Genomic DNA, 19,069 nt, shown 5'->3' on the forward strand with positions numbered 1-19,069 from the left:
GGGCCGGGGGCACTGGGTGTGTGAAGTCGCGTCGGGCGCTTCGCCGACACACCGCGGGGAGCTTGACCGGGCCGGCCGCGGGGCGCACGGTCGGCGGATGGCCGAGCTCGCGCCTGGTCCGGCGGCAGCGCTGGAGGCGTTCCTGCAGCACCTCGCCTTGGAGCGGGGGCGCTCGGAGCACACGGTTCGGGCCTACCGCGGTGATCTGGTGGGGCTGCTCGACGGCCTGGACGCGCTCGACGGACTCGACCTGGCGAGGTTGCGCCGGTGGCTGGCGGCGGGGCACGAGGCAGGGCTCGGGCGCGCCACGCTCGCCCGACGCGCGGCCGCCGCCCGCAGCTTCACCGCGTGGGCCCAGCGCACCGGGCGCATCCCGGTCGACCCCGGGGCGCGGCTCGTCTCACCGAGGCCCCGGCGGACCCTGCCCGCGGTGCCCACCGTCGAGCAGACCGGTGCCGTGCTCGACGCCGCCGGTAGCGGGGCGGAGGAGGAGCACCCGCTCGCGCTGCGCGACCTGCTCGTGCTGGAGCTGCTCTACGCCACCGGGGTGCGGGTGGCCGAGCTGTGCGGGCTCGACCTCGACGACGTCGACCCGTCCCGGCGCGCCCTCCGCGTGATCGGCAAGGGCGACCGCGAACGCACGGTCGTCTACGGGGTCCCCGCGTCGGACGCACTGCGGCGCTGGCTCGCGGCGGGGCGGCCGGCCCTGGCCCGCCCCGGCTCGCCTCCCGCGCTCCTGCTCGGCGCCCGGGGTGGCCGGCTCGACCCGCGGGTGGCACGCCGCGTCGTCCACGAGGCCCTCGCGGCCGTGCCCGGCGCGCCCGATGTCGGGCCGCACGGCCTCCGCCACGCCGCAGCCACTCACATGTTGCAGGGCGGCGCGGACCTCCGTTACGTACAGGAACTGCTCGGTCACGCTAAGCTAGCAACCACTCAGCTCTACACACAGGTGACCGTCGAGCGGCTGAAGGTGGTTCATGAGCAGGCGCATCCGCGGGCATGACGTCGTATCGGCCCCGTCTGCGCAGCTCAGAACCCCGTCCGGCCCGGTCGTGCACGCGGCCGTGTTGCCCGTCGCGATCTCCGCGTCCCACGTGGAGGAGCTGTGGGCGGCGTATCTGGCCGAGCGCACGCGCGCACTGCGTGACCGGCTCGTCGTGCACTACACGCCGCTGCTGAGGGCCGTCGCGCACCGCCTCGGGCGCGCCCTGCCGTCGTACGTCGAGGTGGCCGACCTGGTGCAGTGCGGGGTGTTCGGGCTCATCGACGCGGTGGAGCGCTTCGATCCCGAGCGCAGCCCGCGGTTCGAGAGCTACGCCGCTGCGCGCATCCGCGGCGCGATCCTCGACGAGCTGCGCGCCCAGGACTGGGTGCCCCGCTCCGTGCGCGGACGCGTGCGCGAGCTGGAGCGGGCGCAGGAGCGGCTGGAGAGCCGGTTGCAGCGTGCCGCCACGGACGCCGAGCTCGCCGAGGAGCTGGGCCTTCCGGTGCAGGAGGTGCGAGCCTTCGGCCGGCAGGTGCAGCTCGTCAGCGTCGAGGCCCTCGACGAGAGCAGCGGCGGGGTGTCGGAGCTCTTCGCCGACGACGCAGCCCCCGACCCGATGGCCGTGGTACAGGCCACCGAGACCCTCCGGCAGCTCGCGTTCGCGGTGGCGCAGCTCGAGGAGCGGGACCGCGACGTCGTGCGCCTCTACTACCTGGAGAACCGCACGCTCGCCGAGATCGGGAGGCTCCTGGGCGTCACCGAGTCGCGGGTGTGCCAGCTGCACACCCGGCTCGTCGGGCGGCTGCGCGGCAGGCTGGAGGAGCTCGCCGCGGGCTGAGGGCCCGGATCCGCTCGCCGTGACCGCCCCGTCCGGCCACGGGTCCGGCACCGGCAGCAGCCGCACCTCGGGCGGGCGCAGGAGCATCAGCGGGTCCAGGTACTCCCGTGGCCCGCGGCGCACGCCCCAGTGCAGGCACGGCGTCGCCGCGCAGCCCGGATGGCCGGGTTCGAGCAGCCCGAGCACGTCGCCGGCCCGCACCACCGCGCCCGGCCGCACGACGGGCCGCAGCGGCTCGTAGGTGGTGCGCAGGCCGTCGTCGTGGTCGACCGACACGACGCTCCGGGTGCCGATCGGCCCGGCGAAGACGACGGTGCCGGCGCGGGCCGCGATTACCGGCCGGCCGGCCGAGCCGATGAGGTCGACGCCCCGGTGGCCCGGTCCGAACGGGTGCGGCGGCGCGCGGAACCGGGTGGCGACCGCGGGAACCGGCAGGAGCGGCCACGCGTATCCGGCCCCGGGCGCAGGGATCCCGGCCCCGTCGGGAGGTGCCGGCCCACCGTCGGACGGCGGCATCGGCGCCGCCGCTCCGGAGGTCTGATGGCCCGGCGCCGCGATGCCCGCCGGCCGACCGGCCCGGGCCTCGTCGGGACCCCGGGCCGGGTTCGGAGGCGCGAGCGGTTCGGCGAGTAGCATCGCCACGCCGAGGGCGCCCACGAGTGCGCGGCGCCCCCACGTCCCGGCGGAACCCGCCGTCGGCACGAACCCCGCCCACCTCGTTGCGTCCACCGGCTCAGACTGGCGGGGATGCGGACGGCGTGGGGGCCGATTGCCCGGCCTGTGGATGGCGCGGGCCCGAGGTGGACAACTCCGGGACGCGGCGTCGGGCCGATCCGGGCCCCGGCGTACACTCGACCTGCATCTCGACGGCGTCGAGGTGACTTCGCGCGTGCGCGCACCCGTGCAGACGGGAGCGGTGGACGGGCGGTCCCGGGCCTGGCCCGGGTCCGGCCACCGGTGCCACGCCAGGGCGGTGCCGCCGACCGGCGCTCCGCGAAACCGCGTGCGTGGCCGCCCGTCGGCCGCGCCCCGATCGAGAGGGTGAACACCGGCCATGGCCGTCGTCACCATGAAGCAGTTGCTGGATTCCGGTGTGCACTTCGGGCACCAGACCCGCCGCTGGAACCCGAAGATGAAGCGCTACATCCTCACCGAGCGCAACGGCATCTACATCATCGACCTGCAGCAGACCCTGTCGTACATCGACCGGGCCTACGAGTTCGTCCGCGAGACGGTCGCCCACGGCGGCACCATCATGTTCGTCGGCACGAAGAAGCAGGCGCAGGAGGCCATCGCCGAGGAGGCGGGCCGGGTCAACATGCCGTACGTGAACCAGCGCTGGCTGGGCGGCATGCTCACGAACTTCCAGACCGTGCACAAGCGGCTGCAGCGCCTCAAGGAGCTGGAGTCGATGGAGCAGACGGGTGGCTTCGAGGGTCGCACCAAGAAGGAGATCCTCATGCTCACCCGCGAGAAGGACAAGCTCGAGAAGACCCTCGGCGGCATCCGCGACATGTCCAGGGTCCCGAGCGCGGTGTGGGTGGTCGACACCAAGAAGGAGCACATCGCCGTCGGTGAGGCCCGCAAGCTGGGCATCCCGGTCGTCTCCATCCTGGACACCAACTGCGACCCCGACGAGGTCGACTTCCCGATCCCGGGCAACGACGACGCGATCCGTTCGGCCGCGCTGCTCACCAAGGTGATCGCCCGCGCCGCGGCCGACGGCCTGATGCAGCGCTCGCAGCGGGCGCGCGGTGCCGACGGCGAGGACAAGCCGGAGGCCGGTGTCGCCACCGACGAGCCGCTGGCCGAGTGGGAGCAGAACCTGCTCGCCGAGGGTGCCGGTTCCGACGGCGCCAGCCTCACCGCCGCGAGCCAGGGCGCCGACGCGCCCAACCCGGCTGTCGAGGCCGCGCCGGCCACCACCAGCAACGGCACCCAGCAGACCGCGGGCTGACGACCCCACACGCTTCGAAGAGAAACGGACGAAACAGGCACCATGGCGAACTACACCGCCGCCGACGTCAAGAAGCTCCGGGACCTCACCGGTTCCGGGATGATGGACTGCAAGAAGGCGCTCGAGGAGGCCGAGGGCGACTTCGACAAGGCGGTCGAGCTGCTCCGCATCAAGGGCGCCAAGGACGTGGGCAAGCGCGCGGGCCGGGAGACGGCCAACGGGCTCGTCGCGGCCGAGGGCGGCACGATGGTCGAGCTGAACTGCGAGACCGACTTCGTCGCCAAGAGCGATGACTTCCAGGCGCTCGCCGGCAAGATCCTCCGCGCCGCGGTCGACCAGAAGCCGGCCGACGTCGACGCGCTGAAGAAGGCGCCGCTCGAGGGCGGCACCGTCGACGACGCCCTGCAGGCGCTCTCGGCCCGCATCGGCGAGAAGCTCGAGCTCAAGCGCTACATCCACGTCGATGGCCCGGTTGCGCTGTACCTGCACCGCCGTGCGTCGGACCTGCCGCCGGCCATCGGCGCGCTGGTCGCGTACGAGGGTGGGGGCGACGACGCCGCCAAGAGCGTGGCCATGCACATCGCAGCGGCTCGGCCGCAGTACACCACCCGCGACGAGGTCCCGGGCGAGGTGCTGGAGAACGAGCGCCGCATCGCGGAGGCCACCGCTCGCGAGGAGGGCAAGCCCGAGCAGGTGCTGCCGCGCATCGTCGAGGGCCGGATCAACGGCTTCTACAAGGACGTCGTGCTGCTGGAGCAGCCGTCGGTCCACGAGCCGAAGAAGACGGTGAAGGCGCTGCTCGACGAGGCAGGTGTCACCGTCCGCGAGTTCGCTCGCTTCGAGGTCGGCCAGGCCTGAGCCGGCCCACGGACGAAGGCGACGAGATGACCTCACGGATCGACCCCGACGGCCCGAGCGCCGGATATCGCCGCGTGCTGCTGAAGCTGGGCGGCGAGATGTTCGGTGGCGGGGCCGTCGGGGTCGATCCCGGGGTTGTCGAGACCGTCGCCCGTCAGATCGCCGAGGTCGTCGCCACCGGTGCGCAGGTGGCGGTGGTGATCGGCGGCGGCAACTTCTTCCGCGGTGAGGAGCTGCAGCAGCGCGGCATGGACCGCGCTCGCGCCGACTACATCGGCATGCTCGGCACCGTCATGAACTGCCTCGCCCTGCAGGACTTCCTGGAGCGCGAGCACCACGTCGACACCCGCGTGCAGACCGCCATCACGATGGGCCAGGTGGCGGAGGCGTACATCCCGCGCCGCGCGATCCGGCACCTCGAGAAGGGCCGCGTCGTGATCTTCGGGGCGGGTGTGGGCATGCCCTACTTCTCCACCGACACCGCGGGTGCGCAGCGCGCGCTGGAGATCGGGGCCGAGGTCGTCCTCATGGCGAAGGGCGTCGACGGCGTCTTCACGGCTGATCCGAAGCTCGACCCCGGCGCCAAGCTGTACGACGAGATCACCCACCGCGAGGTGCTCGAACAGGGCCTGAAGGTTGCCGACGCCACGGCCTTCAGCCTCTGCATGGACAACAAGATGCCGATCATCGTGTTCAACCTGCTCGTCGAGGGGAACATCGCACGAGCGGTGCGGGGTGAGAGGATCGGCACTCTGGTCAGCACCCCGGAGTTTGCGGAAGGCAGGGACACGCCGTGATCGACGAGACGCTCTTCGACGCCGAGGAGAAGATGGAGAAGGCCGTCGCCGTCGCGAAGGACGACCTAGCCTCCGTGCGCACCGGCCGCGCCAACGCGAACATGTTCTCGCGGGTGCTCGTCGACTACTACGGCTCGATGACGCCGATCAACCAGCTCGCCTCGATCAACGTGCCCGAGGCGCGCATGGCGGTGATCAAGCCCTACGACGCGAGCCAGCTCAAGGCCATCGAGACGGCGATCCGCAACTCCGACCTGGGCCTCAACCCGGGCAACGACGGGCAGATCATCCGGGTGGTGATCCCGCAGCTGTCCGAGGAGCGGCGCCGCGAGATGGTGAAGATGGCCCGCGGCAAGGGCGAGGACGCCCGCGTCACGATCCGCAACATCCGCCGCAAGGCGATGGAGGAGCTGCACCGCATCGCCCGCGACGGTGAGGCGGGCGAGGACGAGGTCGGGCGCGCCGAGAAGGAGCTGCAGGGCGCCACCGACCGCTACGTCCACCAGGTCGACGAGCTGGTCAAGCACAAGGAAACCGAGCTGCTCGAAGTCTGACGGTGACCGCCTCCTCCTCCTCACACGCTGCGGCGATGGTGCCTCCGGCCCGCCGGCCGTCCCGGGCCGGGCGCGATCTCGTCGCGGCCATCACCGTCGGCGTCGGCATGGGCGTCGTCATCCTGGTGTCGCTGCTGGTCGAGCGGCATTTCTTCATCGGGGTGCTGGCGCTGGCCACGGCGGTGGCCACGTGGGAGCTGGCCGGTGCGCTGCGTCGTGGCGCCGGGATCGCGGTGCCGCTGGCGGTGCTGCTCGCGGGCGGCCAGGCGATGGTGTGGCTGTCGTGGCCCTTCGGGCTGCGTGGGCTCGCCGTCGCCTTCGTGGCCACGGCGCTCGCGGTGCTGCTCTGGCGGATGCGTGCGGGGTCGGAGAACTACCTGCGTGACGTCGCCGCGGGTCTGTTCACGGCCGCGTACGTGCCGCTGTTCTGCTCGTTCGCGGTGCTGATGGTCGTGGCGGACGACGGGCTCGCCCGCGTGCTCACGTTCATGATCTGCGGCGTGGCCTCGGACGTCGGCGGGTACGCGACGGGCGTGCTGCTCGGCCGCCACCCGATGGCCCCGACGATCAGCCCGAAGAAGTCGTGGGAGGGCTTCGCCGGATCGCAGCTCGCGGGCATGGTGGCGGGCGCGTTGTGCGTGCACCTGATGCTGGGCGGGGTCTGGTGGGCGGGCGCTCTCACCGGCGCGTTGCTCGTCACGTGCGCCACGATGGGCGATCTGATCGAGTCGATGGTCAAGCGCGACCTCGGCATCAAGGACATCAGCAATCTGCTTCCCGGCCACGGCGGGCTCCTCGACCGGATGGACTCGCTGCTGCCCACCGCGTTCGTCGCCTGGGCGTTGCTCAGCATCGTCGCCCCGTGATCCGCGGGTTGCGCCGCCTCGCCGGGGTTCCCGACGAGGCGATCCCGAGCCCCAACATCTGGAACTGGCCCGACGTCTACGAGCGGGAGAACCGCGCTCAGGACGCCGACGGCGCGATCTGGGCCGCGCTGCGGGAGGCCGCGCCGTGGGCCGGCCGGGACGTGCTGGACGTCGGGTGCGGCGACGGGTTCCACCTGCCGGTCTTCGCCGCCGAGGCCGCCTCGGTCACGGGGGTGGAACCCCATGCCGGCCTGGTGGAACGCGCGCGCGAGCGCATGGGCGGGCGGGCCACCGTGCACCGGGCGGGGGCGGCCGCGCTGCCCATCCCGGATGCCGGCGTCGACCTCGTGCACGCGCGTACCGCGTACTTCTTCGGGCCCGGCTGCGAGCCGGGGCTGGCCGAGGCCCAGCGGGTGCTGCGGCCGGGGGGCGTGCTCGCGATCGTCGACATCGACGCCACCGTCGCGCCGTACGGGGACTGGATGCGCGCCGACCTGCCGCGCTACCGCCCGGACCGGGTCGAGCAGTTCTTCGAGCGCCACGGCTTCTCCATGCGCCGCATCCTGACGACCTGGCGGTTCCCCGACCGGGACACACTGGAAGCGGTGCTGCGGATCGAGTTCTCCCGGCCCGTGGCGGAGCGGGCGATCGCGGCGACCACCGGCCTCGCCGTGCCCGTCGGTTACCGGCTGCACGTGCGGCGCAAGGAGGCGTTCGCGGGGCCATAGGTCCCGGGGCGTGCGGAACCGCGTGGCGCGTCCTCGCTACCGTGGGTGCCATGCGTGCCACTCGGGTTCCCTACCTCGAGCCGATCGTCGGCGCGGCGTGGTGGACGGTCGGCGCGGCTGCGCTCGATCCCGGCGTCGGCACGGTCGTGCTGGCCGCTGGGCTCGGCGTCACCGGCCTGCTCGTCATGGCCCTGCGGACCCGGCACGGGTCCGGCGAGCCGTTGCGGCGTGGCGGCCGGGGCCGGTTCCTCCGGCTGCTCGGCGTCACCGCGGCGCTGATCGCCGTTGCCAGCACCGCACTCGGACAGCTGTCCTGGGGTGAGCTCGCCGTGCCGGTGGCCGCGGCCCTGGTCGGCGTGGCGGCCCTCATGCTGTCCTCGCAGCTGGACGAGCGCTCGCTGCTCGCGCTGGGAGGCACGCTGATGGTGCTCGGGGCGCTGGGGGCCCTGTTGGCGCTCCGCTCGGCCGGTGCGCTGTACCCGCAGGGCGTGGTCGGGCTCGTCGCCGGTGGGCTGTTCTGGCTGACGAGCGCGCACCGCACGGGGCTGCTGGCTGAGGTGCGGTACCGGGCGCGGCGTTAGTCCCTCTCCCGGGGGAGGAGGTTCCCCCTGCGCCGGGAGGATCGGGGCCCTTGATCGGCGGATCGTTCCGGGCATGGACATCGTCGCCGCGCGCACGCGCCCGTCGAAGCTGCCGCTCGTCGCCACCGCGTGGTCGGCTCTCACCGCGGTACTCGGGCTGTGGTGGTGGTTGCAGCCGGCGCAGTACCCGTTCCCACCCGATCCGGAGAACCCGGCCGGGTCCCTGCTCGATGTGGTGCCGCCGCAGGTGGTGCCGCCCGCGCTCGTCGTGGCGGGGGTCGTGGGGATGCTGGTGGCGCTCCGCGCTCCGGGCCTCGTACCGGCAACGGCGGTGGCGTGGGTGCTGGTCTTCGGGCTCGCCGTACCGGGCATCCGGCCGCTGACGCTCACCGGCTACCTGATGGCGATGTTCGGGCCGATCGTGCTGTTCGCGACGGTGCTCGCGGGCGCGTGGCGCTGGCGGGGTGGCCCGGTGGCGGTCGGCGTGTTCGTGCTGGTGGGGGCGGCGGCCTGGGTCTCGGGCCTCGCCGACGCCGAGGTGCTGAGCCGCTACACCGAGGTCATCAGGACGTCGCTGCAGCGCATGGGTCCTCCCGCGATCATGCTGTTCTTCCTGGTCGGAGCCATGGTGTGGGGCGTCGTCGGCGCGCGGATCGTCCTGGGAGGCCGGGACGGCGCCACGCGGCCCGCGTGGGCCCGCCCGGAGGCCGCGGCGCGCTGGGGGAGGGTGGCGGTGGTCGTCGCCGCGCTCTGCGCGCTGCCGTACGGCCTGCTGCGGATGACGTGGCTGACCCCGTGGCCGTTGGGGATGGACCCCGCGGAGCTGGCGGCGACGCCGGAGATGCGGCTGCACGGCCTGCTCCTCGGGGCCGCAGCGCTGGCCGGTGGGGTCCTGACGACGGGGCTGGTGGCACGGTGGGGCGAGGTCTGGCCGCGCTGGATGCCGGTGGTGCGTGGCCGGCCCGTTCCCCTCGCTGCGGCGGTCGTGCCCGGGGGACTGGTGGCCGCCTTGTTCACGGTGGCCGCTCCGGCGATGACCATCATGGCCGCCGCCTCGGGCGACCTGTGGCTCCTGATCGTCTTCCCGTTCGTCGTGTGGGGGCCGGCGCTCGGGATCGCCGTGCTCGGGTACGCCTTGCGTCGGCAGGGTAGTATTCAAATTTGAGTTATCCCGAGCTTCGGAGGTCACGTGTCCCAGTCGCCCATCACAGACGCCGGCTTCGGCCCGGCCGAGCAGGACACCGAAGATCTGCTGGCCTGGTTCGCCGACTACGACGCGCGTGCCGTCGCCAAGGACGTCGAGGCGATGGCCGACATGGCGCACTTCCCGATCACCGTCGTCACGAACGACTCGGCCGGGAACGGCGTCACGCAGGTGTGGGACCGGGAGGCGTTCGTGCGGGCGATGACCGCCGCGACGCAGGGCGACCTCGGCGACCTCACGATGGAGAACCAGCGGCGGCCGACGTTCCTGAACCGGGACCTCGCCGTGGTCGTCACGGACTCGACGGTGACCGTCGGCGACCAGGTCCGGCACCTGCGCTACGCCGACGTGATGGTGAAGTCGGCCGGCGAATGGCGCTTCACCAGCATGATCCAGGGCGGTTGGGGCGACATGCTGAAGGAGTTCTCGTAGTCGCTGGCACAATCGAGGGGACATGACTGCCCTTCCCCTCGTTTTCGACGCGCCTCGACGCGCCCTGCCGCCGCGGCACCTCGCCGACCTCGACCCGGCCGACCGCCGGGCCGTGGTCGGTGAGCTCGGCCTCCCCGGCTTCCGCGCCGACCAGGTCGCCCGCCACTACTTCGGTCGGCTCACCGCCGACGTCGACGCGATGACCGACCTGCCGGCGGCCGCCCGCGACACCCTGCGCGAGCTGCTGCCGCCGCTGGTCACGCCCGTTCTCGAGCAGGCCTGCGACGACGGCACCACCCGCAAGACGCTCTGGAAGGGCCACGACGGCACGCGCGCCGAGTCTGTGCTGATGGGCTACCCGGACCGCGCGACCGTGTGCGTGTCGAGCCAGGCCGGCTGCGGGATGGCGTGCCCGTTCTGCGCCACGGGCCAGGGTGGTCTGCAGCGCAACCTCTCCACCGGGGAGATCGTCGAGCAGGTGCGGCAGGCCGCCGCCGCGGCCCGCGACGGCGCGCTGGGCACCCCGACGCGACTGTCCAACGTCGTGTTCATGGGGATGGGTGAGCCGCTCGCCAACTACAAGCGAGTGGTCGCGGCCGTCCGGCGGATCACGGCGCCGTCGCCGGACGGGCTCGGGATCTCCGCCCGCGGCGTCACCGTCTCCACGGTGGGGCTGGTCCCGGCGATCGACAAGCTGGTCGCCGAGGGGCTTCCGGTCACCCTCGCCGTGTCGCTGCACACGCCCGACGACGAGCTCCGCGACACGCTCGTGCCGGTCAACAACCGCTGGAAGGTCGCCGAGGTGCTCGACGCCGCCCGGCGCTACGCGCAGGCCACGGGGCGGCGGGTGTCGATCGAGTACGCGCTGATCCGCGACGTCAACGACCACGCGTGGCGCGCCGACCTGCTCGGGAAGCTGCTGCGCCAGCACATCGGCCAGTCGCGCGTGCACGTCAACCTGATCCCGCTCAACCCCACGCCCGGCAGCAAGTGGGACGCCTCGCCGCGCCGGGTGCAGGACGAGTTCGTCGCCCGCGTGCAGGCGGCAGGCATCGCGTGCACCGTGCGGGACACGCGGGGGCGGGAGATCGCGGCCGCCTGCGGGCAGCTGGCGGCGTCGGAGGCCTGAGCGGGTCGGCTAGCGGCGCACCCCGCGCCGCGTGGCGAAGCCGACGGCGAGCCGGTACGCGGTGGTCGAGGGCGGCAGGCGGTGCCCCGTCCGCGTGTGCGGGGCGTAGACGGCCTTCCCGCTCGGGCCGACGTCCAGCCACCCCGTGAACACGTGCTGGTGCTGGCCGATGACGTGCCGGGTGAAGGCGTGGGCGGTGAGGCCGGCGCGGCGCCCGCCGGCGGGGAGCAGGCCCGCGGGGGCGTCGAGCAGCAGACCGCCGCCCGTCACGCCGGCCAGGCTCACCGTGACGACGCACGGGAGCCCGTCGCCGTCCACCCAACCGAGGACCGGGTCGGGGAGGCTCTTGATCGCAGCGGCCGCCTTCCGGTGGTCGATCCGCGGCCCGGTGCCGCGCGCCGGTGGGGACTGGGCAGGTGCGGGCGGCGGGGACGCCGCGCCGAGGACGCACGGTTCGCCGCGGCAGGTGAGGTCGGGCCAGACCGTCGCCCTGCTCGTGGCCACGGTGATCTCCGAGCGGGTGTGGTAGACGCGCAGCCAGTGCCGCCAGAGCGCACCGGTGGGCCGGGCGCCGTCGGCGCGGTCCCACGCCTCGCCGAGGTGGGAGGGGTAGTCCTCGATGGGGTCGGACACGGACGCCGGGCCCTGCAGGAGGACGAACTCGGGGCGGTCCGTCGCGCTGTGGGCGCGGGTGTGGAACGCGAGTGCGACCCGGGGATCGGCGCGGATGCGCTGGAGCTTGCGGGGTGCGCCGATCGAGCTGTTGACGGTCACCGTCGCAGCGGTGCGGTCCCGGCAGCGGAAGTTGGTGAGCGGGGTCAGCACGACACCCGCGGCCGGGGTGCGGTGCGCGAGGACGACGACCTGGTCGCCCCCCACGATGTCGTCGACCTCGTCGGACCAGCGGAGCGCCATCAGCCGAGACTTGCCGTCTCGGCAAAATTTGCCAAGACTGCCGGTCTCGTCATCTAGGGTGTGCGTCGTGGCACGCGAGAAGCCCGCAGCTCGGGCCCACACGGGTCGGCGTCGCAACGAGGCCGCCCGGCTGGCGATCCTGCGTTCGGTCGCCCGCGCGGTCGAGGAGGGCGCCACCCTCGACCAGCTGACGATCGACCGGATCGCCGCAGGCGCGGGTGTCGGGCGGCAGACGATCTACCGGTGGTGGCCGTCGAAGGGTGCGGTGCTGGCGGAGGCGATGGCGGACAGCGCCCAGCGGCTCGCTCCGCGGCCCGACTCCGGCTCGCTCCGCGACGACCTGCGGCTCTTCCTCGCGGCCACGTTCGACGTCGCGGGCCGGGAGCCGGTGGTCGGCCTGCTGCGGTCGGTCGCGGCTGAGGCCCAGCGCGATCCGGCGACAGCGGCCGCACTGGCCGAGTTCGCGGGTGCGCGGCGTGCCGAGCTGGTCGCCATCCTGGACGCAGCCCGCAACCGCGGCGAGGTGCACCGCGACGCCGACGCGGAGCTGCTGGCCGAGCAGGCGTTCGGCCTGCTGTGGTATCGGATCGCGGTGAGCGGGGAGCCGGTCGACCCGGCGCTGGCGCAGCGCCTCGCCGCGGGGCTGCTGGCGCAGGTCGGTGGACGGGAGGCGGCTACTTGACGTCCAGGACGTCGGCGAGGTCGAACTTGATCGGCCGCTCCAGCTGCTCGTACGTGCACGACTCCGGGGCGCGGTCCGTGCGCCAGCGCACGAACTGGGCGGTGTGGCGGAACCGGTCGCCCTCCATGTAGTCGTAGCGGACCTCGACCACGCGCTCGGGCCGCAGCGGCACGAACGACAGGTCCTTGCCCGCGTTCCAGCGGCTGGTCTCGTTCTTGCGCGGGGTGCGCTCGCCCTGCTCGTAGGCTGCCCAGTTCCACGGGTGCTCGTCGAACGTGGTGACGAGCGGCTGCAGCTCGGTGAGCAGCTGCCGGCGGGTGGCCATCGGGAACGCCCCGACCACGCCGATCGAGTTGAGCACTCCGCGGTCGTCGTAGAGGCCGAGCAGCAGCGAGCCGAGCGCGTCCGGGCCGGACTTGTGCACCCGGTAGCCGGCCACCACGCAGTCGGCCGTGCGCTCGTGCTTGATCTTGCTCATCACGCGCTTGTCCGGCTGGTAGGGCAGGTCGAGCTTCTTCGCGATGAGCCCGTCGAGCCCTGCGCCCTCGAACTGCTGGAACCACTCGCGAGCGGTGTCGAGGTCGCGGGTGACCGGCGTGAGGTGGATCGGTGGCGCCGCGTCGGCGAACGCCTCCTCCAGCAGGGCGCGCCGTTCGGCGAAGGGTCGCTCGGTGAGGTCCTCGTCGCCCAGCGCCAGCAGGTCGAAGGCGATGAAGCTCGCCGGCGTCTGCTCGGCCAGGAGGTTCACGCGGCTCGCGGCGGGGTGGATGCGCTGCTGCAGCGCGTCGAAGTCGAGGGTGTTGCGGGCGGTGTCGGCCACCACGATCTCCCCGTCGACGACCGCCCGATCGGGGAAGTTCGCCAGGATGGCTTCGACGACCTCGGGGAAGTAGCGGGTCATCGGCCGCTCGTTGCGGCTGCCGATCTCCACCTCGTCGCCGTCGCGGAAGATGATCGAACGGAACCCGTCCCACTTGGGTTCGTAGCTCTGACCAGCGGGGATGTCGCCGATCGGCTTGGCGAGCATCGGCGCGACTGGCGGCATGACCGGGAGCTTCACGGACGCAAGTCTGCCGCATAACCCGTAGACGTAAAGGGTATGCATGACTCATGCATGACACGAGGAGGACGGCGAACCTGCTCGGGGCGACCGCGCTGGCCGTCACCGACCTCGCGCTGGGTGGAGCCACCGCGGCGGCCGGGGTGAGCGGAAGCGGGGCGGCCGCGCTGGTCGTACTGTGCGCCGACCCCGGGATCAGCGTCACCGAGCTGGGCAGGCGGGTCGGGCTGACGCAGTCGGCCGCGGCGCGGATGGTCGACGCGCTCGCCGCGCGTGGGCTCGTCGAGCGGCGGCCGACGCTGGGGAAGTGGGTGGCGGTGCACCCGACGGCCGCGGGCCGGGCGGCGTCGGCGGACCTGCTGGACGCGCGCGGTCAGCGGCTCACCACCCTGGTCGCCGCGCTCTCGCCTGCCGACCAGGAGGCGCTCACGAGCGTGCTGGAGCGGTTGCTGCGGGCGCTCTACGGAGAGGTCGGCAGCTCGGAGCTGGTCTGCCGGCTGTGCGACCGGCCCTGCTGCACCGAGGCGGGTGCGATCTGCCCGGTGGGGCAGGCCGAGCGGGACGCGGCGGATGGGTGAGGCACTCGCCCTCGCCGCGGCGCTGTGCTTCGGGATCACCGACTTCGTCAGCGCGCTGCTCGCCCGCCGCGTGCACAGCGCCGCGGTCGCGCTCGTCGCCCAGCTGGGCGGGACGGCACTGATCGTCGGCGCGGCCCTGCTCGTCCCGAACCCGTCGGTCACGGCGGCGGCGCTCGGGTGGGGTGCCCTGTCGGGGGTCGGCACCGGGATCGGGGTCGTGTTCCTGTTCCGCGGGATGGGGGTCGGGAAGCTCGCGGTCGTCGTCCCGTTGAGCGACGTCGCGGGCGTCGTCGTGCCGGTGCTCGTCGGCGTGTTGCTGCTGGGCGAACGGCCCTCGGCGCTGTGCTGGCTGGGGATCGTCGTCGCCGCCCCGGCGCTCTGGCTGGTCACCCGCGTGGCCCGCGGACGGCCAAGCGCGCGGGGGAGCGTCGACGGGCTCGTCTCGGGGCTCGGGTTCGCGCTCCAGTTCGTCGCGCTCGCGCCGGTCGACCCGGCCGCAGGGCTCTGGCCGCTGGTCGCGAGCCGCATCGCCTCCGTCGCCACGATCCTGCCGGTGGCCGCCCGGGCCCCGCTGCGGATGCCGCGGCGGCTGGCGCTCGCAGCGCTCGGCAGCGGGGCGGTCGGGACCCTTGCCATCACCTGCTACACGCTCGCCACCCGCGAGCAGCTGCTCGCGGTCGCCGTCGTGCTGGCGGCGCTGTACCCGGTGGTGCCCGTGCTGCTGGGGATCACCGTGCTGCGGGAGCGGCTCACCCGCAGGCAGGCGGCCGGTCTCGGGCTGGCCGGGGCCGCGGTCGGCCTCATCGCGCTGGCCTGATCCGCGCCTCGGCGGCCGCGCCGGCCACCGTCGCCACCGCCGCGAGCGCGACACAGGCCAGCATGGCGAAGCGGACGCCCGTCGCGTCGAGGAGGCCTGCGACGATGATCCCGGCGACCCCGAAGCCGACCCCGCCCGCCGCGTACAGCCCCGAGAAGCCCGCGGCCCACGCGTGCTCGGGCAGGAGCTGCTGCACGCCGGCGGCACGGGCGGTCAGCGCCGGGGTGCCGGCGAGCCCGGACAGGACGACCAGCGCGCCGACGAGGCCGGCCGTCGGTGCGACCACCGCGAGCCCGAGCACCGCGGTCACGGCGAGCACCAGCACGGTGCTCTGGGTGCGGTAGGCGCCCGGCCAGGTGCGGCTGCCGTACGCGAGGCCGCCTGCGAGCCCGGCGAGCGCGAAGACGGCGAGCACCGGGCCCGCGACGGCGCCGTCGGTGCCCACCGACTCCAGCAGGCCCGGCAGCCCGGTGTACGCGGCGCCGACGCACACCATCACGGCTCCCTCCTGGAGCAGCGCGGGCCACGTCCGCCGCCACACCCGCGCCGTCGTCGTGTCCGGGCCGTCGGGCGCCGGGCCGGGATCGGCCAGCGTGCCCGCGGCGAGCGCGCCGGCCGTGGCGATCGCGGCGACGAGGACGACCGTCCACGCGGCGCCCGCCACGAGCGTCACGAGCCCGACGACGGCCGGGCCCACCGCCCACAGCAGGGTCGTCAGGGTGGACTCGAGGCTCAGCGCGGCGTGGTGCGTGGCCGGGGCGACCGTCCGGACCAGCAGGGCCCGCAGGCCACCGTGCGCTCCGGACGCCACCCCACCCGCGGCCGCCGACAGCAGGAGCAGCACCCAGACCGGTGCCTGCACCAGCGCCGCCCCGGCGAGGGCCGCCAGCAGCGCCGCCTGCACGCCGAGGACGAGCCGCAGCTCCGAGCGGGCCGGGCGCCGGTCGAACCGCCGGCCCATCGGTCCCGCCACGACCGCCTCGGCCGCGGCGAACACCGCCGCCAGCAGCGCTCCTGCGGCGTAGGACGAAGCGGCGAGGTGGCCCAGGTAGACCAGCGCCAGCGGGGACAGCGCGATCGGCAGGCGCTGGCAGAGGACGACGAGCGTCCAGGCGCGCATGCCGGGTGTTCGGACGACTGCGCCGTAGGTGCGCAGGCCCTCCGTGGTGGACATGGTGTTCTCCTCTCGGCGGACTGCGCCTACCAGTGGCGGCCGGGAGGAGATCCGTTACAGATTTCTGGCCGGAGCCGACGCGAGGTAGCGCTCCAGAGCCGCGCGCACCCGGCTACGGGCACGGTGCAGCAGCACCCGCTGGTTGCCCGGCTCGATCTCGAGAACGGCGCTCACCTCGTCCGACGCCCAACCCTCGACGTCGCGCAGCGTGATGACCGCGCGCTGGTTGGGCGGCAGCACCGCGATCGCACCGGCGACGACGACCCGCAGCTCGCGGGAGAGCGCCTGCTCCTCCGGAACCGACCACGCCCGCGGCGGGGCGGCCCAGTGGCCGGCGTTCGGGCCCGACCGGAAGAACCGCTCCGGGTCGACAGCAGGCCCCGGCTCTCCCGGGTCGGAGAAGCTGGAGAAGGGCAGCTCGCGGCGCTCGGCGGCGGCCCGGCGGCGCGCGATGTTGACCAGGATCCGGCAGATCCACGTGCGCAGCGAGGAACGGCCCTCGAAGCCGTCGATCCCTCGCAGGACCGCGATCCAGGTCTCCTGCACGCACTCCTCCGCCACCTCCCGGCTGGGTGCGTACACGAGCGCGAGCCGGACGAGGGCCGAGTGCTGGGAGCGGACCAGCCGCAGGAAAGCGGCCTCGTCGCCGCGGCGCAGGGCGTCCAGGTCGACGTCCGTCACCGGCCCTGCCGCTCGGCCGTCCACGTCCGGAAGATGTCGAGCAGCCGCGCCTCGGCCTGCGCGCTCGGCACCTCCGCCGGCAGGGCACCGCTCGCCCGGACGGACGCCCGCACCTGCTCGACGTAGGCCGTGCAGCCGTCGCAGCCCGCGAGGTGGCGGTTCACCCGCTCGGTCTCCTCCGGCCCCAGGACGCCTTCGAGGTAGTCGGTGACCCGCTCCACGAGATCCCGGCACGCCAGCTCGTCCACCGGGCCAGTATCGCCCCGCAAGCCGCCGGCGAGTCCCACGTGCCAGCACGGAGTGCGGGGCGGTTGGCGGGTCCGGGTGCCTGCGATCATCGGCGTCGTGCCCCGTTTCACCCGCGCCGAGCTGGACGCGGCGCGCTCGCGCACCATCGAGGACGTGCTGCCCGGCCCGGGCGACCCGCCGCTGCGCGTGCTCTTCTGCGGCATCAACCCCGGGCTCGTGTCGGCCGCCACCGGGCACCACTTCGCGCGACCGAGCAACCGGTTCTGGCCCGCCCTGCACGGCGCAGGCTTCACGCCCCGGCTGCTGCTCCCGGCCGAGCAGGGGGAGCTGCGGTCGCTCGGGCTGGGGATCACGAACATGGCGCCGCGGGCCACCGCCCGGGCCGACGAGCTGACCCCGGCGGAGCTGGTCGCGGGTGGGGAGCGGTTGCAGGCGCTCGTGGCCGAGTGGCGTCCGCGCTGGCTCGCAGTCGTTGGGGTGACGGCCTACCGCACGGGGTTCGGCAGGCCCCGCGCGTCCGTCGGGCCGCAGGAGGAGCGGCTGGGCGAGACGGGCGTGTGGGTACTGCCCAACCCCAGCGGGCTGAACGCGCACTGGCAGCTCCCCGCGATGGTCGCGGAGTACGCCCGGCTGCGCGCCGCTGCCTGAGCCGCGCGTGTCACAGGAGGCACCCGCAGCGCGACTCGCGTACATCCAGAGCGCGACTCGCGGAACTCAGTCGTCGAGGTCCTGGGTTTCCTCGTCGTCGGGCGGGGCGTCGCCCTCGCGGGCGTCGCGGTCGGCCCACTCGAGGAGCTCGTCGATGAGGAAGACGGCGTCGTCGATGCCGGCGTGCAGGTCGCCGAGCTCCGCGAAGCGGGCCGGGACGGTTCCGATGGTGAAGTCGCGCGGGTCGGCGTCGTCGACCTCGTCCCAGCGGATCGGGGTGGACACCACCGCCTCGGGCACCCCGCGCACCGAGTACGCGCAGCGGATGGTGTGGTCGCGGGTGTTCTGGTTGTAGTCGACGAAGATCGACTTGGGGTCGCGGTCCTTCCGCCACCACGTCAGGTCGACCAGGTCGCACCGGCGGGCGACCTCCCTGGCGAACGCGTGCGCGGCCCGGCGGACGTCGGCGAACCCGTGGTCGGGCGGGATCCGCACGTACACGTGCATGCCCTTGCCGCCAGACGTCTTCGGCCAGCCGGTGGCGCCCAGCTCGTCGAGCACCTCGTGGGCGACGTGCGCCACGCGGCGGACGTCGGCGTAGGTCGCCTCGGGCATCGGGTCGAGGTCGATCCGCCACTCGTCGGGCTTCTCGGTGTCGAACCGACGTGAGTTCCACGGGTGGAACTCGACGGTGGACATCTGCACCGCCCACACGACGTCGGCCGGGTGCTGCACGCACAGCTCGTCGGCGGTGCGGTTCCAGCGCGGGAAGTGGATGCGCACGGTCTGCACCCAGTCCGGTGCCCCCTTGGGCAGCCGCTTCTGGTGCACCTTCTCGCCGGTGACGCCGGTGGGGAAGCGGTGCAGCATGCACGGCCGGTCGCGCAGCGCGCGCACGATGCCGTCGGACACCGCTAGGTAGTACTGCGCCAGGTCGAGCTTGGTCTCCCCGCGGGCCGGGAAGTACACCCGGTCGGGGTTGGAGATCCGGACGACGCGGTCGCCGACCTCCAGCTCGATGGCGGAGCCCGCCATCCGACTCAGCGCCGCCAGGCGGTGCGCTTGCGGACCGAGTGCATCACGAGCCCGATCGCCATGACGATCGCGAGCCCGGTGAGCCACACGTTCTCGATGCGCCCCTGGTGGTTGCCGAGGTTCATGACCAGCAGGACGAAGACGCTGACCCAGCCGGCGATGATCATGCCCCGGGGGAACCCGCCGTGCCAGCCCCACTCCACCGACGGCTCGTCCTGCGGGTCCACCGCGGGCCGCTGCGCCAGCTCTCGGGAGTTGCGTGCCACCTGTCCTCCTGATCCGGGATGTGGGCCTCATCGTC

At 73.6% G+C, this 19,069-nt stretch carries 23 protein-coding genes and 1 pseudogene; 16 read left to right on the top strand and 8 right to left on the bottom strand.

Annotated elements, in window-relative coordinates:
- Positions 1-97 precede the first annotated feature (97 nt).
- Positions 98-1,003, top strand: coding sequence for a tyrosine recombinase XerC (locus tag FB388_RS07710; RefSeq protein ID WP_142098880.1), 906 nt, complete (start codon positions 98-100; stop codon positions 1,001-1,003).
- Positions 978-1,823: a FliA/WhiG family RNA polymerase sigma factor gene (locus FB388_RS07715; protein WP_142098883.1), complete on the top strand. Its 846-nt coding sequence runs from the start codon at positions 978-980 to the stop codon at positions 1,821-1,823. Before FB388_RS07710 ends, FB388_RS07715 begins: the two co-directional genes overlap by 26 nt.
- A gap of 123 nt (positions 1,824-1,946) precedes the next feature.
- Here the strand turns inward: FB388_RS07715 and FB388_RS41035 are convergent.
- A pseudogene (locus tag FB388_RS41035) lies at positions 1,947-2,894 on the bottom strand (M23 family metallopeptidase); the annotation flags it as partial.
- Here FB388_RS41035 and rpsB point away from each other — a divergent pair.
- The 10 genes from rpsB to rlmN all read left to right on the top strand — a co-directional run bounded on the left by rpsB (position 2,878) and on the right by rlmN (position 10,929).
- Complete coding sequence (rpsB, locus tag FB388_RS07725) at positions 2,878-3,780, top strand: 30S ribosomal protein S2 (RefSeq protein WP_142098886.1); 903 nt, start codon at positions 2,878-2,880, stop codon at positions 3,778-3,780. The pseudogene FB388_RS41035 and the gene rpsB sit on opposite strands and share 17 nt — an antisense overlap.
- A 42-nt stretch (positions 3,781-3,822) precedes the next feature.
- Entirely contained in the window at positions 3,823-4,638 is an 816-nt protein-coding gene (tsf, locus tag FB388_RS07730; RefSeq protein WP_142098888.1) for a translation elongation factor Ts, read from the top strand.
- Positions 4,639-4,676: 38 nt separating this feature from the next.
- A complete protein-coding gene (pyrH, locus tag FB388_RS07735; protein WP_142102719.1) occupies positions 4,677-5,435 on the top strand; it encodes a UMP kinase in 759 nt (252 codons plus the stop codon).
- Positions 5,432-5,989, top strand: a complete 558-nt coding sequence (gene frr, locus FB388_RS07740) for a ribosome recycling factor (RefSeq protein ID WP_142098891.1) — start codon at positions 5,432-5,434, stop codon at positions 5,987-5,989. The genes pyrH and frr overlap by 4 nt, the downstream gene beginning before the upstream one ends.
- Positions 5,990-6,024: 35 nt before the next feature.
- Positions 6,025-6,855, top strand: a complete 831-nt coding sequence (locus FB388_RS07745) for a phosphatidate cytidylyltransferase (RefSeq protein WP_142098894.1) — start codon at positions 6,025-6,027, stop codon at positions 6,853-6,855.
- Positions 6,852-7,583: a class I SAM-dependent methyltransferase gene (locus tag FB388_RS07750; RefSeq protein ID WP_425468532.1), complete on the top strand. Its 732-nt coding sequence runs from the start codon at positions 6,852-6,854 to the stop codon at positions 7,581-7,583. Before FB388_RS07745 ends, FB388_RS07750 begins: the two co-directional genes overlap by 4 nt.
- 50 nt (positions 7,584-7,633) lie before the next feature.
- Positions 7,634-8,164 carry a hypothetical protein gene (locus FB388_RS07755; RefSeq protein WP_142098897.1) on the top strand — a complete coding sequence of 177 codons (531 nt, stop codon included), beginning with the start codon at positions 7,634-7,636 and terminating at the stop codon, positions 8,162-8,164.
- Positions 8,165-8,237: 73 nt separating this feature from the next.
- A complete protein-coding gene (locus FB388_RS07760) occupies positions 8,238-9,329 on the top strand; it encodes a hypothetical protein (RefSeq protein WP_142098901.1) in 1,092 nt (363 codons plus the stop codon).
- A 24-nt stretch (positions 9,330-9,353) separates the two neighbouring features.
- Positions 9,354-9,800 carry a DUF4440 domain-containing protein gene (locus FB388_RS07765; protein WP_246121724.1) on the top strand — a complete coding sequence of 149 codons (447 nt, stop codon included), beginning with the start codon at positions 9,354-9,356 and terminating at the stop codon, positions 9,798-9,800.
- Positions 9,801-9,822: 22 nt separating this feature from the next.
- Complete coding sequence (rlmN, locus tag FB388_RS07770; RefSeq protein WP_142098904.1) at positions 9,823-10,929, top strand: dual-specificity RNA methyltransferase RlmN; 1,107 nt, start codon at positions 9,823-9,825, stop codon at positions 10,927-10,929.
- Between the two features lie 9 nt (positions 10,930-10,938).
- Here the strand turns inward: rlmN and FB388_RS07775 are convergent, their stop codons facing one another.
- Complete coding sequence (locus tag FB388_RS07775; protein ID WP_142098907.1) at positions 10,939-11,844, bottom strand: pyridoxamine 5'-phosphate oxidase family protein; 906 nt, start codon at positions 11,842-11,844, stop codon at positions 10,939-10,941.
- Positions 11,845-11,911: 67 nt separating this feature from the next.
- Between FB388_RS07775 and FB388_RS07780 the strand changes: the two genes are divergently transcribed.
- Positions 11,912-12,526: a TetR/AcrR family transcriptional regulator gene (locus tag FB388_RS07780; protein ID WP_211361814.1), complete on the top strand. Its 615-nt coding sequence runs from the start codon at positions 11,912-11,914 to the stop codon at positions 12,524-12,526.
- Here the strand turns inward: FB388_RS07780 and FB388_RS07785 are convergent.
- Positions 12,519-13,586, bottom strand: coding sequence for an ATP-dependent DNA ligase (locus FB388_RS07785; RefSeq protein ID WP_142098912.1), 1,068 nt, complete (start codon positions 13,584-13,586; stop codon positions 12,519-12,521). The genes FB388_RS07780 and FB388_RS07785 overlap by 8 nt on opposite strands.
- A gap of 50 nt (positions 13,587-13,636) precedes the next feature.
- On the opposite strand from FB388_RS07785, the gene FB388_RS07790 reads away from it, so the two are divergent.
- Together FB388_RS07790 and FB388_RS07795 are read left to right on the top strand one after the other, a co-directional pair.
- Complete coding sequence (locus FB388_RS07790; protein WP_142098915.1) at positions 13,637-14,164, top strand: MarR family winged helix-turn-helix transcriptional regulator; 528 nt, start codon at positions 13,637-13,639, stop codon at positions 14,162-14,164.
- On the top strand, positions 14,157-14,981 hold the full coding sequence (locus FB388_RS07795) for an EamA family transporter (RefSeq protein WP_142098917.1): 825 nt from the start codon (positions 14,157-14,159) through the stop codon (positions 14,979-14,981). Before FB388_RS07790 ends, FB388_RS07795 begins: the two co-directional genes overlap by 8 nt.
- On the opposite strand, the gene FB388_RS07800 is transcribed toward FB388_RS07795, so the two are convergent.
- The 3 genes from FB388_RS07800 to FB388_RS07810 are packed head-to-tail and all read right to left on the bottom strand — an operon-like array spanning position 14,965 to position 17,084.
- Positions 14,965-16,155, bottom strand: coding sequence for an MFS transporter (locus tag FB388_RS07800; RefSeq protein WP_142098920.1), 1,191 nt, complete (start codon positions 16,153-16,155; stop codon positions 14,965-14,967). The two genes, FB388_RS07795 and FB388_RS07800, sit on opposite strands and share 17 nt — an antisense overlap.
- Positions 16,156-16,209: 54 nt before the next feature.
- On the bottom strand, positions 16,210-16,860 hold the full coding sequence (locus FB388_RS07805; RefSeq protein ID WP_142098923.1) for an RNA polymerase sigma factor: 651 nt from the start codon (positions 16,858-16,860) through the stop codon (positions 16,210-16,212).
- Positions 16,833-17,084: an anti-sigma factor family protein gene (locus FB388_RS07810; RefSeq protein ID WP_211361815.1), complete on the bottom strand. Its 252-nt coding sequence runs from the start codon at positions 17,082-17,084 to the stop codon at positions 16,833-16,835. Before FB388_RS07810 ends, FB388_RS07805 begins: the two co-directional genes overlap by 28 nt.
- Positions 17,085-17,181: 97 nt before the next feature.
- On the opposite strand from FB388_RS07810, the gene mug reads away from it, so the two are divergent.
- The gene (gene mug / locus FB388_RS07815) at positions 17,182-17,733 is read left to right on the top strand and encodes a G/U mismatch-specific DNA glycosylase (RefSeq protein WP_425468533.1); all 552 of its coding nucleotides are present in this window, start codon (positions 17,182-17,184) and stop codon (positions 17,731-17,733) included.
- Positions 17,734-17,799: 66 nt separating this feature from the next.
- Here the strand turns inward: mug and ligD are convergent, their stop codons facing one another.
- Positions 17,800-18,768, bottom strand: coding sequence for a non-homologous end-joining DNA ligase (ligD, locus tag FB388_RS07820; protein ID WP_142098929.1), 969 nt, complete (start codon positions 18,766-18,768; stop codon positions 17,800-17,802).
- Positions 18,769-18,773: 5 nt separating this feature from the next.
- Positions 18,774-19,034: a DUF2631 domain-containing protein gene (locus FB388_RS07825; RefSeq protein WP_142098932.1), complete on the bottom strand. Its 261-nt coding sequence runs from the start codon at positions 19,032-19,034 to the stop codon at positions 18,774-18,776.
- Positions 19,035-19,069: the final 35 nt, after the last annotated feature.

The sequence above is a fragment of the Pseudonocardia cypriaca genome (assembly GCF_006717045.1).
GTDB lineage: Bacteria > Actinomycetota > Actinomycetes > Mycobacteriales > Pseudonocardiaceae > Pseudonocardia > Pseudonocardia cypriaca.

Coding starts and splice junctions, on each gene's coding strand:
- FB388_RS07760 (WP_142098901.1), top strand. CDS start 8,238: ATGGACATCGTCGCCGCGCGCACGCGCCCGTCGAAGCTGCCGCTCGTC.
- FB388_RS07795 (WP_142098917.1), top strand. CDS start 14,157: ATGGGTGAGGCACTCGCCCTCGCCGCGGCGCTGTGCTTCGGGATCACC.
- tsf (WP_142098888.1), top strand. CDS start 3,823: ATGGCGAACTACACCGCCGCCGACGTCAAGAAGCTCCGGGACCTCACC.
- FB388_RS07745 (WP_142098894.1), top strand. CDS start 6,025: ATGGTGCCTCCGGCCCGCCGGCCGTCCCGGGCCGGGCGCGATCTCGTC.
- FB388_RS07775 (WP_142098907.1), bottom strand. CDS start 11,844: ATGGCGCTCCGCTGGTCCGACGAGGTCGACGACATCGTGGGGGGCGAC.
- rpsB (WP_142098886.1), top strand. CDS start 2,878: ATGGCCGTCGTCACCATGAAGCAGTTGCTGGATTCCGGTGTGCACTTC.
- ligD (WP_142098929.1), bottom strand. CDS start 18,768: ATGGCGGGCTCCGCCATCGAGCTGGAGGTCGGCGACCGCGTCGTCCGG.
- FB388_RS07715 (WP_142098883.1), top strand. CDS start 978: ATGAGCAGGCGCATCCGCGGGCATGACGTCGTATCGGCCCCGTCTGCG.
- rlmN (WP_142098904.1), top strand. CDS start 9,823: ATGACTGCCCTTCCCCTCGTTTTCGACGCGCCTCGACGCGCCCTGCCG.
- FB388_RS07790 (WP_142098915.1), top strand. CDS start 13,637: ATGCATGACACGAGGAGGACGGCGAACCTGCTCGGGGCGACCGCGCTG.
- FB388_RS07755 (WP_142098897.1), top strand. CDS start 7,634: ATGCGTGCCACTCGGGTTCCCTACCTCGAGCCGATCGTCGGCGCGGCG.
- FB388_RS07710 (WP_142098880.1), top strand. CDS start 98: ATGGCCGAGCTCGCGCCTGGTCCGGCGGCAGCGCTGGAGGCGTTCCTG.
- FB388_RS07800 (WP_142098920.1), bottom strand. CDS start 16,155: ATGTCCACCACGGAGGGCCTGCGCACCTACGGCGCAGTCGTCCGAACA.